This window comes from Clostridium sp. (assembly GCF_036569345.1).
GTDB lineage: Bacteria > Bacillota > Clostridia > Clostridiales > Clostridiaceae > Clostridium_AD.
Window position 1 is genome coordinate 1 of record NZ_DATCQT010000176.1, and the last position, 15,046, is coordinate 15,046.

16 protein-coding genes are annotated in these 15,046 nt (G+C 27.4%); 3 read left to right on the forward strand and 13 right to left on the reverse strand.

Annotation, left to right across the window (positions count from 1 at the left end):
• The first annotated feature begins 66 nt into the window (after positions 1-66).
• The 3 genes from VIM70_RS18245 to VIM70_RS18255 all read left to right on the forward strand — a co-directional run bounded on the left by VIM70_RS18245 (position 67) and on the right by VIM70_RS18255 (position 1,156).
• Positions 67-432, forward strand: coding sequence for a DUF2089 domain-containing protein (locus VIM70_RS18245; RefSeq protein ID WP_331947216.1), 366 nt, complete (start codon positions 67-69; stop codon positions 430-432).
• 22 nt (positions 433-454) lie between these two features.
• Entirely contained in the window at positions 455-826 is a 372-nt protein-coding gene (locus VIM70_RS18250) for an SHOCT-like domain-containing protein (RefSeq protein WP_331947217.1), read from the forward strand.
• A 69-nt stretch (positions 827-895) separates the two neighbouring features.
• Positions 896-1,156 (forward strand): hypothetical protein, encoded by a 261-nt coding sequence (locus VIM70_RS18255; protein ID WP_331947218.1) that lies wholly within the window; start codon positions 896-898, stop codon positions 1,154-1,156.
• 208 nt (positions 1,157-1,364) lie between these two features.
• On the opposite strand, the gene VIM70_RS18260 is transcribed toward VIM70_RS18255, so the two are convergent.
• The 13 genes from VIM70_RS18260 to VIM70_RS18320 all read right to left on the reverse strand — a co-directional run bounded on the left by VIM70_RS18260 (position 1,365) and on the right by VIM70_RS18320 (position 14,948).
• Positions 1,365-1,514: a hypothetical protein gene (locus tag VIM70_RS18260; protein WP_331947219.1), complete on the reverse strand. Its 150-nt coding sequence runs from the start codon at positions 1,512-1,514 to the stop codon at positions 1,365-1,367.
• A 151-nt stretch (positions 1,515-1,665) separates the two neighbouring features.
• Complete coding sequence (locus tag VIM70_RS18265) at positions 1,666-2,580, reverse strand: NAD-dependent epimerase/dehydratase family protein (RefSeq protein ID WP_331947220.1); 915 nt, start codon at positions 2,578-2,580, stop codon at positions 1,666-1,668.
• A 52-nt stretch (positions 2,581-2,632) separates the two neighbouring features.
• Entirely contained in the window at positions 2,633-3,643 is a 1,011-nt protein-coding gene (locus VIM70_RS18270; protein WP_331947221.1) for an LCP family protein, read from the reverse strand.
• A 72-nt stretch (positions 3,644-3,715) separates the two neighbouring features.
• Positions 3,716-4,378, reverse strand: coding sequence for a CpsD/CapB family tyrosine-protein kinase (locus VIM70_RS18275; protein ID WP_331947222.1), 663 nt, complete (start codon positions 4,376-4,378; stop codon positions 3,716-3,718).
• Complete coding sequence (locus VIM70_RS18280; protein ID WP_331947223.1) at positions 4,375-5,067, reverse strand: YveK family protein; 693 nt, start codon at positions 5,065-5,067, stop codon at positions 4,375-4,377. Before VIM70_RS18280 ends, VIM70_RS18275 begins: the two co-directional genes overlap by 4 nt.
• A gap of 36 nt (positions 5,068-5,103) precedes the next feature.
• Positions 5,104-7,296 (reverse strand): alginate lyase family protein, encoded by a 2,193-nt coding sequence (locus VIM70_RS18285; protein WP_331947224.1) that lies wholly within the window; start codon positions 7,294-7,296, stop codon positions 5,104-5,106.
• Between the two features lie 46 nt (positions 7,297-7,342).
• Positions 7,343-8,800 (reverse strand): oligosaccharide flippase family protein, encoded by a 1,458-nt coding sequence (locus VIM70_RS18290; RefSeq protein ID WP_331947225.1) that lies wholly within the window; start codon positions 8,798-8,800, stop codon positions 7,343-7,345.
• 26 nt (positions 8,801-8,826) lie between these two features.
• A complete protein-coding gene (locus VIM70_RS18295; protein WP_331947226.1) occupies positions 8,827-9,954 on the reverse strand; it encodes a glycosyltransferase in 1,128 nt (375 codons plus the stop codon).
• An 11-nt stretch (positions 9,955-9,965) separates the two neighbouring features.
• A complete protein-coding gene (locus VIM70_RS18300) occupies positions 9,966-11,099 on the reverse strand; it encodes a sugar-transfer associated ATP-grasp domain-containing protein (protein ID WP_331947227.1) in 1,134 nt (377 codons plus the stop codon).
• Between the two features lie 8 nt (positions 11,100-11,107).
• Positions 11,108-12,154 carry a phenylacetate--CoA ligase family protein gene (locus VIM70_RS18305; protein ID WP_331947228.1) on the reverse strand — a complete coding sequence of 349 codons (1,047 nt, stop codon included), beginning with the start codon at positions 12,152-12,154 and terminating at the stop codon, positions 11,108-11,110.
• A gap of 50 nt (positions 12,155-12,204) precedes the next feature.
• Positions 12,205-12,486, reverse strand: coding sequence for a hypothetical protein (locus VIM70_RS18310; RefSeq protein WP_331947229.1), 282 nt, complete (start codon positions 12,484-12,486; stop codon positions 12,205-12,207).
• Between the two features lie 78 nt (positions 12,487-12,564).
• Complete coding sequence (locus VIM70_RS18315) at positions 12,565-13,476, reverse strand: O-antigen ligase family protein (RefSeq protein ID WP_331947230.1); 912 nt, start codon at positions 13,474-13,476, stop codon at positions 12,565-12,567.
• Positions 13,477-13,958: 482 nt separating this feature from the next.
• On the reverse strand, positions 13,959-14,948 hold the full coding sequence (locus tag VIM70_RS18320; protein WP_331947231.1) for a glycosyltransferase: 990 nt from the start codon (positions 14,946-14,948) through the stop codon (positions 13,959-13,961).
• Positions 14,949-15,046: the final 98 nt, after the last annotated feature.

A 15,046-nucleotide genomic window follows, 5' to 3' on the forward strand; every position in this document is an offset into this window, starting at 1 on the left:
TTATTTTACTATTGAATTATTTAAATATTGATATTATAATAGAAATATAGAAAGGGAGAGGGTCTCATGGGTTATAGAGTGATAAGCAAATGTCCTATATGTAGTGCAAAACTAAAGGTTATTAAACTTAGGTGTAATAAATGTGGTACTGTCCTAGAAAATGACTTTGAGTTTTCCAAGTTTGAATACTTAGCAGAAGAGCACCTTAATTTTATGGAAGTTTTTTTAAAGTGCAGAGGTAATATTAAAGATGTAGAAAAAGAGCTTGGCATCTCTTATCCTACAGTAAGGGCTAAGCTTGATGAAGTTGTCTCGGCTCTTGGTTATACTGAGGTAAAAAATACAACAGTTAGTAATAATGAAATACTTGATATGCTTGAAAAAGGTGAAATATCAGCTCAACAAGCTGTAAATATGATGAAAAAAAATTAAAATTTGAAAGGGTGGATTATAAATGAAAGAAGAAGTTAAACGAATTTTAAAAATGGTAGAAGAGGGAAAAATCGATATAGATAAGGCTAGTGAGCTCATTGAAGCTATTAAGAACTCTACTAATGCAATACCAGTTACAACATCCAAAAATCTAGACAAAATGCTAAAAGTTAGGGTGTTTTCAGCTACAAAGGACACTGTAAATGTTAACGTACCAGTGAAATTTTTAAAAGCTATAGGAAATGCTGTTAATAACATTAAAATACCAGGTGTGTCAGATGAAAATGGAATAGATATAAAAATGATTATGGAAGCCATTGATTCAGGACTAGAAGGAAAAATAGTCGATGTAAAAAGTGGAGATGGAGACATAGTTGAAGTTTCTATAGAATAAATATTTTATTAAAATATGACATAAGTGTACTTAAACTTCCCTATATATTAATGAAAGGAAGGATAAAAGTTGAAGATATATGTAAAACTTGAAAGTGGAAGAAGTTTTAAAATACCAGCACCAATTGGTCTTGTAAAAGTAGCTCTTGGTCTTGGAGGTTTTGGAGTATCAATAGCCCGAAGATATATCCCTAAGGAGCAAAGACAATATATTGATTGTATAAACTTTAGAGAACTACGCTGTAGTATGGATGTATTACGAAATTATAAAGGATTAAAAATGGTAGATGTAAAAGCCGCAGATGGAACAGAGGTAGTAATTGTTATTTAAATATTTATTTAAATTTAATATTAGCTTAATATCCCTTTAACATAGTTATGATATTCTTTATATATGACGAAGGGAGAGTGAACTATATGAGTGATAAAAGTAAATTTATAATCAGTAAAGATGTAATTGATGAATGTCTTGCCGATTCCATAGAAAAATCAGATAAATAAAAAAACAAGTCTAACATTAATATTGTAAGACTTGTTTTTTATTTGTTATTTTTCCTATTCTTATATGTCTTAGCAATTTTTTCATCATATAACCTTTTTGCTTCTTCCAAAACTTCATCATCTATTTTGTATTTACCTGCCCTTACAAGTACTTCAATTAAAACTTCTTCTGGTAATCCTGTAATCATTAGTTTCCTCCTCCGTTAATTTAAATTCTTGCAAATTTTTTCATTATGTTTTTTGAAAAATATAATTTTGTCCTTATAAATTATTATAATAGTTTATTGTAAAGTATATGTTATCGGTTTGTTCAAGATTAGTTAAGAATTTATATTCATATTAAACTTTGCTATAGTATTCCATTGTCTCTCTTAGACCTGTAAGAATATCGTAGGTTGGTGTCCACCCTAAATCTTCCTGTATTTTTTCAAAAGTCATATAACTATGTTTTATATCACCCTTACGTTCGCCTATATATATAGGTTTCAAATTTTTGTTAAGCATATCATTGTAATATTTAAATAACTCATTTATGGATATCTTAGTATTAGTGCTTACATTGTAAATACCTACTTTATTTGTTGACATTGCCATATAATTTGCATTAGCAACATCTTTTACAAAAACAAGGTCTCTAGTATTGTTACCATCTCCAAAAATATATGGAGATTCGTCCTTGAACATTTTTTCTGCAAAGATTGATACTACTCCACCTTCCCCTGTAGAATCTTGCCTTGGGCCATAAACATTTGCATATCTTAGTACAATATAATTTAGACCATATAAATCTTTATAAATTTTTAAATAATGTTCAACAGTATGTTTTGAGACACCATATCCTGAAATCATTTCTAAAGGATGCGCCTCATCAATTGGGAGATATTTCGGCTCCCCAAAACAAGCTGCTGAAGATGGATATATTACTTTTTTTACACCAATTTTTCTACAACATTCTAATATATTTAAAGCACCAATAATATTAATATTCGCATCATAAACTGGATTTTCTATAGATTTTGCTACATTTATTTGAGCTGCTTCATGAATAACAATTTTAGGCTTTTCTTTTTTAAATACATCCCAAATGTCCTTATCACAAATGTCTTTACAATAAAATTTAGCCTTTTTATTTATATTTTCTTTTTTCCCATGTATTAGGCTATCAAGAACTGTAACTTCATAACCCTTTTCTATTAATAAATCTACAATATGAGATCCAATAAAACCTGCCCCACCGGTCACCATGACCTTCATGAATACCCCCTAAATATTATTTTGTTTAAAAAAACATGTTTTTAAGCGGATGTCACTTTGCCACCGTTCTTTTATCTTCATATATATATTTATATATTTGCAACCTAGTAGCTTTGATATCTGGCACCAGATACCAGACTCCCCCTATCGTTTTTCCACTGCAGTAACCGTCCACTGGGAAACGTTCTTGATCTAAAGTTTTTATGTCATTAGTAAATATATCAGTGCCTAGCTTTATAATTTCCATACTAGACATACTTGTTTCAGTATTAGGTAATAGTTTTGCTACGATAGTTGGAAATTCTAACTTACCTACACCTTGTATCTTTGTAAGTAAAGCACTTAAAACTGTTCTTTGCCTTTCTGTTCTTACAAAATCTCCACCAGCAGTGTACCTAATTCTAGAATATGCCACAGCTTGTTTTCCATCTAAATTCTGTATGCCAGTCCTAGTAATTGCTTTAAAATTTTGTTTTTCAAGATTTGCGACCTCTCTCATATAACTGTTAATAAGACTTATCTCATCTGTCCTAACATTTATGCTAACTCCATTTAGATCATCTATAATATTTTCTAAATTAAAAAAATCAACAGTTACGTAGTTTTTAATATCAAGGTTAAAGTTCTCATTTAATGTCCTAATGGCAAGTTGTGGACCACCATATGCAAAAGCATGATTTATCTTTGTTTTGCCGTGACCTTTTATATCCACATAGGTATCCCTCATTATAGAGCTCATCTTTATCTTTTTATGCAACTCATCTATTGTCAAAATCATTATAGAATCAGACCTAGACGGCTCATTTATATATCTTCTATCCACACCAAAAAACGCTATATTTATTATTGATTTTCCCACTTCTACTTTTTTCTCATTTACCTGCTTTAAAACCTCTGGCTTTATTCCTAGCTCTTCGTTTGTCTTAGATATTTTAATTGTATTTACTTTATTTAACTGATAAGACGTGTATCCAATACTCCCACCTATAATAACTAGAATTGTAATCATAATAATTAATAAAATTTTCCCCCATATAGACATTCTTTTAATGTTTTTTTTCATTAAACCACCTTTTGGTTATTGTTTCTACTAATTACATATATTCTAAGTTAAAGATTGTGGACATCTTTTTTATTAATTGCTATCATAATCACCATTATTACCATTATATATATAAGGTATTTTGTTAATAACAATGCCTATTATCTTACCTCCAACCTTTTCAATCTTTTCTTTTGCGGTAAGTAGTGTATCTTTTTCTGATTTTCCATAAGGTACAACAAATATGGTTCCCTGTGATAATGCTGATAATATTTGAGCATCTGATATATACAAAACAGGAGGGGAATCTATTAATACCATATCAAAATCATTTGTTAACTCAAATAAAATTTCCTTCATTTTTTTACTACCTAAAAGTTCTGATGAATTTACAGGAACGGGTCCACTTGGTATAACAAACAAATTATAAACATAAGTATCCATAACAGCTTCGTAAATCTTTCCATTTTGAGCCAATACATTTGTAAGTCCTTTATCATTAGAAATTGAAAACCGCTTGTGGATATTTGGATTTCTAAGATTACAATCAATTATAACTACCTTTTTCCCGCTACTAGCCATTGCAACTGCAAGGTTTGAAACAATAGTACTTTTGCCCTCACAAGGTAGACTCGAAGTAACAACAATACTCTTAATGTCGTCACCAAAAGAAGAAAATTCTATATTTGTGCTTAGACTTCTAAATTGTTCTTCCACTTGAGATTTTAAGTTGTCGAATTTGCTCTTTTTCTTCAATCTATAACACCCGCCCTATCCTTTATTTTGACTAAAGAAATTGTTCCTATAACCGGAAGTCCAAGTAATGTTTCAACATCTTCCTTTGTTTTTATTGTATTATCCAAATACTCAAGTAAGAAAACTAAGCCAATAGAAATTATAATACCAATAAAAAACGCCATAGCAATGTTACGAATTGGTTTTTGGGTATCATTAATTATAGGTGTCCTAGCATCATCTATAAGCATAACAATATCGACTTTATTAATCTTTATACTTATTTCCTTTAATGACTTAGCAAATTGATTGGCAATATCCACTGCTTGCTTTTGATCTTTTGATGTTACAGCTATTGTTAAAAACCTAGTATCTGTATCTGGAGTAACAGTTATCATAGATAGCAAGTCTGATGCCCTCATTTGCTGCAGATTTAGTTCTTCTATTACATTATCTATAACAATCCTTGATTTTGTTAATTTGCTATATGTTTGGACCATTGTTTGATATAACAAAATATCATAATAATTTGAACTAGAGTTAGTTGTCTCTGTTTGAGTTTTACCAATTATTACAGAAATATCTGCCTTATACTGTGGCTTAATTAAAAAGTAACTTAAAATACCACCACTTAATGTTGTTGCTAAAGTTATAATTATTACTATAATTAATCGCTTTTTTATTATATGAAAGCGCTCTTTTAATTCCATTTTATTCTTCCTTTCATATTATTCTACTTTTGATATCTATTTACATAGTTTTATATTACTTTCATGTATTTTCATTAATTTACCATATCCATTTGAAACAGTTTTACATATGTTAAAATCTTCATAAAAGTATTTATTACATTTATCAATTATAATAAGATTATCAGCATTTATTTTAAATTCTCTTAGTATTTTAGTATTTCTATAAGTTAAATATAAGACTAAGTGTTTTTCACTACAGCTTAAAATCTCACACTCCACTTCATTTTGCATTGAAAATATTCCTGTAAAGCTACATTGTTCTTCATCATCTATTATAGGAACATTATGAGCTTTAGATCTACGAAACTTATTTCTCAGCTCTGGCAATGGAGTGTACAAATATGTCCCTGAATCTAAATACACATCAATACCTGCTATATTAAGTTCAAATGAAAGCTTATCATTGTGACTGTGTCCCCCATTTCCATTGTCAACTATTTGACCTGCCATAACCGATAGATAAAAATTGTTACACCTAAATATATATAATCCAAAGTACGGATAGCTTTTAAGATAAATATTATTAAAGTCTATTACTTCACTGCTATAGTCACTATATTGTATTTCTTTTTTATAAGAATATTTCAAATTATATAATTGCCCTTTATATAAATTTATGTTCTCATAAAAAGGTTCTGCACTAAGTTCTTTATCTTTGCATAAGCTCTTGATTACACTTTTTTCTAGATGAAATCTATCTCTAGAGGCAAGTTTATCATCTTCAAAAAATCCATTCGCCGCTGAAATAAAAGTATCGTGATTTAAAATGTTTTCATCTAAGTATATTCCCTGTACTGATTTATATCCTTTTAGATTTACATACTTTTTTATAACATCGCTTTTCACTAATAGTTCTGCATTTGGACTAAATTTAAAAAATCTTCCACTGTCGTTGTCACCTATCTGAGATATATTCCCATTTTGTTTTGTTATATTGACTGTGAATAATGTTGCTCTATATATTCTTTCAATATATTCTTTTGGAAAAAACTCATCTGACGAAACATCAAACTTTTGTTTTTCTAGAGGCAAAAGTCTTTTAACTTTATTAAATTTATATTCAGTAAGTACTTTTCGCTTTTCAGTTTTTAAAATTCCATATATTAATGCAGTGGTATATACCAACAGTTCACCACTTAATCTATGATAACTAGTAGACGCTTCAAAATTACTTCCGTCTTCATGAAACTGTTTAAGGACCTCAGATATAATTTCCTTAACTGAAAATTGTAGCCAAGAATCTGTTTCCTCATCTCTTTTTAAATAAGCAGAAACAAATGTTAGTCCACAAATATCAGATAAATAATGATTTCCAGATAATCCATCATACCATTCAAGATTATTAGTGATAAATTTGCCATGTTCATAAATGCTTTGGTTGAATAGTTTAATAAAGAACTCATCTAAAATATTAAACTCATCAAGCTGCTTAAACAGATCAAAAGCAAAAGTCATATTTGAGACTCTTATTGAAACATCCATGGTGCATCTCCAAACCACTCCCATTCTTGGAGGATTCGCCATAATAAAATCTAACATTTGGTTTCTAAATTCCTTTAGTATAATTTCTGTTTTCTCTTGGAAAATGGATGCAAATACTGCAAGTTGTGGCAAATGTTGAAGTCTACACAGTTCCCAAGGCACCTTAATATCTACACCTTTTGCCTTACCTATAGGTTGGTCTAAGTACCATTCTTTCTGAGAATATCTAAAACCACTTTTAAAATCCATCTGCCAATCTATAGGAATATATTCTCTATCAATATGTTTCCAAATATTTCGAGCAGTGTTTAAATGATGCTTAAGTAGTATTTTTTCAAGCCACGTGCCCTCTATATCAAATTTATTTATATGCAAAGATCCATTGTAAATATTGCCTTCAACACCCTGGCAATACATGTCATAGGTAACATTAACATATCCACTTCCCAGTAGATCAAAAGAATGAGATAAGTACATCTTACATAAATATTTTGATGCTACCTTATCAATATTTAAAGTATCAATATCTTTAATATTAATGTAACTAAAATCTATATATTTCTCTTTAGTTAAATGAGTGTCTCTCCTTAAATCAATACATTTAATAATTTTGTTTTTTACAAATTTATACACCTTAGTAAATATCTTCTTAATTATTTTATGTGGTGGTATTGCATAAAGTTTTTTAAATCTATAATTAACCATAATCGACACCACCTATTTTTATATTAGCCTTTTATATATTCTTATTTTATTTTTTAAATTTTCTTTTCAAAAGGCCTAACGTATTATTGAATATGAACTCCTTATCAATACATTTAATCTTTATTAATAGATATAAATAAATTATCATTATAAAAATATTAATTATAAATTCTTTAACTATACCAATGTTTTTTAATGATATTATATAGTATATTCCATATAAGATGAATGTTACCATCTGTACCTTTAATTGAAATTTAGTGTCCAAATCAATTTTAAAATATTTATCTGATGATTTAATGAAAATTAAATTTAAAAGAAAATAAGAAATTATAGTGGCCGTTGCTGCGCCCATTGTGCCCCCTTTGGGAACAAGAAGAAAGTTTAAGATGATATTAAGAACAGCAGCGTATCCCATGTAGATACCTATTTTGTATGTTTTGTTTTGGATTTGAAAACCTAAAGCATAATATCCCGTTTTCCCATACAAAAAATATGAATAGAGTATAAGTGGTACCACCTTATATGCGTTTTCAAAATCTTTATTTGCAAATACCATAATGCCAAACTTACTATATATTGCAATTCCAAGCATAATAAAGCATCCAATAACGTTATATTTTCTGAATAAATTTTTTAATTCTTCTTTTGCATTTGAATTTTTATATATTTCAAACTTGTAAGCTGTAAATGAATTCAGAAATGGAGTTATAAAAAGCGGATTTATAAGCATACCAAATTGATACCCAAGATTATACACCCCAGTATCACCAAACCCATTATAATGTTTAATAAAATACCTATCAGATAAGGTCAAAATCCACCCTGACAAATTAACTGGTAGTAAACCCAAACTAAAAATCATCATATTCTTTAATAATAATTTATTCATCTCAAATTTATAGTTTTTAATTTCAAGCAAAGTTAGAACAATAAATACTGTGAAACTAGCTATTAGTTGTCCGTATAACACTCCCATTAATCCAATATTCATTTTTAAAACTAGGTAAATGATTATTATGAATTGCAAGCTTATTTGTAATACCTGAATTATACAAACTTTTAATGCCTTATACTCCATGCTATATTTACTAGTATATAAACTTGCAATTTGACCTAGTATTGATGTTATAATTATAACGTATAATATTTTATAACTATCTCCAAAATCAAAAATCATTTTTGAAATCATTCTTCCAAATATACACATCAAAATTAACATAACACCACTAATTAGATATGCAAAGTTTAATGCGGTGTTAACAATTTTATTTTTATCAACCTCATCCTTATAAAACCTACACAGCCCTGATTGAATTGATAAAATTAGAAATGAACTAATAAACCCTGTAAAGGCTGTTATAGTAGAAATTTTACCATATTCTATTACACCTAATTTATTTGTATATACTGGCAAAAGCAAGAAATTTAATGCTTGAATCAATATCTGTCCTGCAGCATATACCAAGCTTATTTTCAATAATTTTTTCGAATTTATACTCATAAATTCATCCTACCTCTAAATCAATATTAATCATATATAATTAATTGTTTTAAACACTCTTCATAAATTTTTAATAATTTTCGCGCATTGTCTTCCACTTTAATGTCTTTTAGTTTTTCTTTGGCCTTCTCATAGTTCTCTATTACATCTACTGTTTTATTGTATAAATCATCTATATTTCTGCTCTTAAACAATATTGTTCCTTGTGGCCTAGTGCATATATCACTTGCAACGGTAGGTATTTTATAAAACAAGGCTTCCCTTATAGATACAGCATCCCCGTCAGTGTTTGTGGGCCGCACAAATAGCTGTGACTTTTTAATAATTGGATATAATTCCATTTTTTCATTTACAAATAAGAAATTACTTTCAATTTTTTTACTCTTAATAATATTTTTTAACTTGTTAAAATACAAAGTATTGTTAATGTATGGCAAACAGAATACCAAACCTACGTTTTTTCTATTTGCATTTAGCTTTTCTATTAAATCAATACACATATCTATACCATATAAATCTTGATTATCGTAAAACTGAATTAATGATGCATTTGCACAAATTATAAAATTTTTGCTATTTATAAAATCTACTATATATTTTGGTATTGTTAAACTTTCTTCATTTTCTATTGGAAATATAAAGGCTGGTACCTCATATATGGGTTTGTTAATACCCTTAGTGAAAAGATATTTTTTATCACCTGGTTTTACACATATGATGGCATCAAAACTATTAAGCGATTTTGCCATTATAATATCATAATTAATAGGTAAATTTTTGTTATTAAGTAAATACTTACACACAAGTAACCCCTTGTGTGTAAATAAATCCTTACTTGCACCATGAATTGTTAATATTTTTTTTCTTCTTTTAAATAATAATCTATTAAAAAAGCCAATATAAATCTTGTAACTTATGCCAGGTATATTATAGTGAATTAGCTTTATATTCTTTCTAAATAAATACTTAAATGGAACATATCTTAATCTTATATTAGTTACTCCTCCAATATTTTTATTTATATTACTCAAATCCCAAACTTCATTTGCTAGGCCAACTAAATCCATGTACAACCTCATTCTTTTAATATATATTGAAACTCCACCTATAGGCTGTGGGTAGGGTCCAACTTGAACTATAATATTGTTTTTCAAAGTTTTTCCTCCTATTTTTTCCAATGCTTATTAGGGTCATTTATATTAAAATTTTCTCTGAACCCACCTAAAGCAATTTGGAAAATATCAATGGAAAAACCTAAATTTGTTTCTATTGCAATAGGGCCTTCTCTCGTTAATGCTACATCCCATCCCAAATAAGTAAACTGTGGCAGTTTTGATGCACATTCAATTGTAAAATCAACTATACTATTCCATTTATTAATTTTATGGTTTTTAAAGACAAAATTTGAATCTGGATGTTTATAAAAAATTTCTCCTTCCTCAGTACCAGCATATTCTTTGCAAATCCCAGTGTTACAGTCTATCCCAAGTACAATGCCATTTTGTGAAGCGTTATCAACTTCATTTCCATCTCTACCTATTCTTAAAACTCCACATATTAATCTAACTTTTCCTTTTATGTTTTCAGTTGCAATTCTAAATGTGTTTACAGAATACGAATATATTTTTGTAATAGACTCATCTTGTATTACCCCACTCTGAATTATATAATTATTCTCTACACCTATATTAAATAGAAATACTTCACTTAATTCTTCATTGTTATTATTTATATACTTATTATCCTCACTCAAATGAAAAATGATTATGCCATATCCACCTTCACCATCTACTGGTTTAACAAATATTTTATTATATAACCTTTCTTTAAGTTCTAAATTAACTTCATCAAAACTTTTCTCTTCTAAATCACTAGTATAAATTTTTCCATTAATTAATTTACATATAGTATATGGTTGATATATGTTTACACTTCTAAATAATTGTTCTGCAATATTTTTATCACCTAGTAATATTGAATATTTGTCCCCATCATAATGTGGTAAAAATAAATTATAAAAGAAAAATTCTGGTACATAATTAATTAATTCTTCTTTAGTAAGTTTTTTATCTCTTTTATATAAATCATATCTAAAATAATGAAGTGGATAACATCCCCAAAACCTTTTGCAAATAGATATTTCTTCTCTAATTTGCTTTTTAGGTTTTTTATCATTACAATCTTTAAATCTAGTGTAAGCACTTTTCATTCTGTGATATCTATATCTGTATATTAATTTATGTTTTAATTGTCTAAGTTTTAATCCTATATAACTATCTTTAAAACTAGCATTTATCACCTGATCACCTACATTTTAATATTTTGAACTAAGTATCTGAACTTACCCATCTTGGTTTTTTCAATATGACCTGTAAAATGCAATTCAATTTCAAATCTTGAGTAGAACCTTTTAAAACTCACAATTACACTATTTCTATCTTCCTGTGTAAATTCTTTTTTACTTTGAATATATAGTTCGACCTTGCCAGGTTCATTTTGTACATATTGATATAAATGTATTTTATTCGATACATCCCATAAAGCGTCATCAGAACAAGTAAAGGTTACTTTTGAACCTGTCTTATCAATAAAATAATCTTGCCTCCTTCCTTCTATCTTTTTAATTAATCTATAATTTCTCCCGCAGATACATTTTTCATTACTATTAATTGCAATGTCCCCTGTCCTATACCTAATAAATGGGAATACATAATTAATAAAACCAGTGCATACTATTTCACCTGTTTCATCTTCCGCTACAGCATCATACCCACTTTCATTAATTAACTCCGTATAACCGTATTCACTCTGCAAATGATAGTAATTACTCTTTTCACATTGACCTGCCAAGCAGCTATGTTCTGTGTGGCCATAAAAACTATATACCCTAGTATTAAATGCTCGTTCTAATTGTTTTCTTTGGAAATCATATAAATTTTCAGAGGCACATATTATTGCCTTTAAATTTTCCAAAACTATATTTTTATTATTGTCTATTATATATTTTGATAATAAACTTATAGTTGACGGATATGCCTGTATAAAATCAGGCTCAAAATCTAATATTCTTTGTATATAATTTCCCATATTATCTTCTATTAAGTTATATGAAGATAATATTAGATTTTTACCTATATATTCATAATCACCCGCCTTAGGTCTATTCCCCCTAAGTATTACCATCTTATAACTTTTTCTAATGTCATACCCTACCCTTGACCATAAATTGGCTGTAAAAGCCCACTCTATTTTTTGCTCTCTACTTTTATCTTGATAAAACCCCATTGGAATTCCTGTAGATCCTCCTGTTGTTACATATCTCAATTCTTTTTTATTATATTTTCGGGAAATCAAATCCTCCAAGTTGTTTCCAATTATTTCTTTTGTAAGATATGGTATTTTCTTTAAATCATTAAAATCTTGAATATATTTTGTTTTATATTATTTTCGTTAAATAACCTAGTATAGTAAGGAACATTTTCATAAGCATATTTTATAATTTCCTTAACCTTTTTCATTTGATATTCACTATACTGCTCCTCACTTAAGCCCTCTGATAATTTCAATGATTTATAAGTGCTGTTAAATGTTTGCCCATATTTAATAGCATCTGGCAATGAATTATAAGTATTAATTATCGGTTTTTTAATTATATTAGGCATCTTTTTAATTATTTGTTTTAGCATTAATTTCTCCTTATAATTTTTATATTTAATTTATAAGTGTTTAAATTTATAATCCACAAATTTTAAATCATTAAATAATCAGGTCTTACGTTCATCCCTCGCAAATAGAAATCCAAATAATATAAGATAATATATAATTATATTAATCTCATAGGTTTGATTAGAATTAAAATTAATACATATCACATTTCCTATTACTATCATAATAATAAATAGCAGTTCTTTTTTTTTATTATATTTTTTTATCAACATATAGATTAAACAAATATTAAAGATAATAAATAATATAAAGTTTATTATTCCCTCCTCAACAATCATATTCAAAAACTGGGAATGAATTACGTATTTATCTATTATTCCAAACTTATACAATACATAATTGTTATACTGTCCGTGGCCTGTTCCTAAGATAGGTGTGGAAAAAAACGCTTTTATAGCTATAGGAAATTGTACAAATCTATCATCTTGGGTATCTCCCCTTTTCAAAAAAAGGATATTTATAATTTTATCGAAATAATTTAAATATGAATATATTCCTACACATACCACAAAACTATATGTTGCTATGTGTTTTGTGAAATCCTTAATAGAACTTATTTTCACTGATAATATTATAAAGATTAGAAGCTCAACGCATATTGCAAAATAGGCAACTCTTGTAAAAGTAAATATAATAAACAAAATATCGGCTAAAATTAAAATATAATTAAATACATTTTTATGTTGTTTGTATTTGTATAACAATACAGGAAATAATATTACTCCAAGATTCCCTCCACCATTATCTCCCATTACAAACCCAGATACTCTTCCACCTATATATAATTGTGTTAACTGCTGACTTGGATCTTTAAAATTAATCAGAACTCTATCGGTCATAAATTGTAAAAATCCCAAACTAACATTCATTAAACTAAAAATTGAAACTACATTAATAATAATTTTAAGATCGTAATTAAACCTTCTTAATATTAAAAATACTATTAGCATTAGTTCAACATCCAAGTATATTAATAAATATAACGAATATGATTCATAAGAATAAACATATAAAAAAATAGGCTCTAATAACATGTAGATATTAATTAGAGATAAACAAATAATCATAAGTAGAATTTTTTATTTTTATCCTTTTTCTTACATTTTTTTTTATACATTATAAAAAATATGTATAAATAAACTAGCAATATTATTGTAAATAAACCAATTTCAATATCATAAGTTCCCATACCCAATTTTATTAAAACCAAATTAAATATAGAGTATAAAATTATATTGAATAATAAAAATTGCTCTATTATTTCTTTATAAAAAGAATTTTTTACTATGTTTTCCTCGAAGCACAAGTAGATTACAAAGGTTATAATTATACCTGCAATATAGCTTTTCACTCCATATAACCTCACCTTCCATATTTTTATTGTTTCATAAATCTTATGTCTCATATAATCACCTATGTTCCAAAAATATCCTTAAAATTTATTATAAATTGACATAATAGTTTTAATATTCCTCTTCCATTCATAGTAGTCACCAATTAATATTTTAAAATTCCCATCATTCTTTTTTATCTCATCAATTTTAATTTTTATATTGTCAATATCTTCTTCATAAATACATAAATTATATTTGGCACTTATTTCATCTATATCCCCAATATTGTGGCTTATAAAAACAGGTAAATTACAATTAATATACTCTGCAAATTTTGTTGGACTTGCAACTTTATTTACATTATTACTATCTCTTAGTAAAATACCACAATCTGCTGCGCTCAAATATTTATATACCTCATTATGAGGAGCATACCTAATTAAATACTTGGCTTTATCAACATTAGAAACATTTAAAAATGTAGCAAATGTTTCTTTATCTCCAGTCAAAATTAAAAAGAATGCCTCTTCCACCCTTTGATTTATCATAATAAAAGCATTTATTAAATCTTCTGGACTTTGATAGCTCTGACCCCCTCCACAATAAGCCACAACAAATTTATCTTCTAATTTCATTTCATTTCTTATTTTTCTTCTTTGCTCTTGATCAAACCTACTTTTATTAGCATCTATACAGGTGGGGATTATTGAAACACCACAATTAATAATGTACTTACTTTTTAGATATTCTTCTAGTTTTTTAGAAACAAATAATATATAATCTGCATTTTTGCATACATTGGATTGAATACTATTTATTTTTAGTATCAAAATTTTTAACATAATCTTATATAAACTGTTTTTATGCTTATATCTCATTAAATATTCATCAATAACTGACCCTCTAAAATCCGAAATCATTTTGATATTAAAATTGTTTTTCAACTTTCTCCTCACTTTTAATCCAATAAAACTACCAAAGAGTCCTCTACAATGAATGATAATTTTTTTATTTGTTTGATTTTCTTCAATGATTAAATTAATTACCTTCCTCTCTATATTATAAATTACTCTCGATATCTTACTCATTCTTAGAATCTCATCATTTCAAAAAGAAACCTTCTTGGTATATATTGAATTATTGTATTTATATGGGCATTGATATGTAACTTAAAGAGAGCTATGCT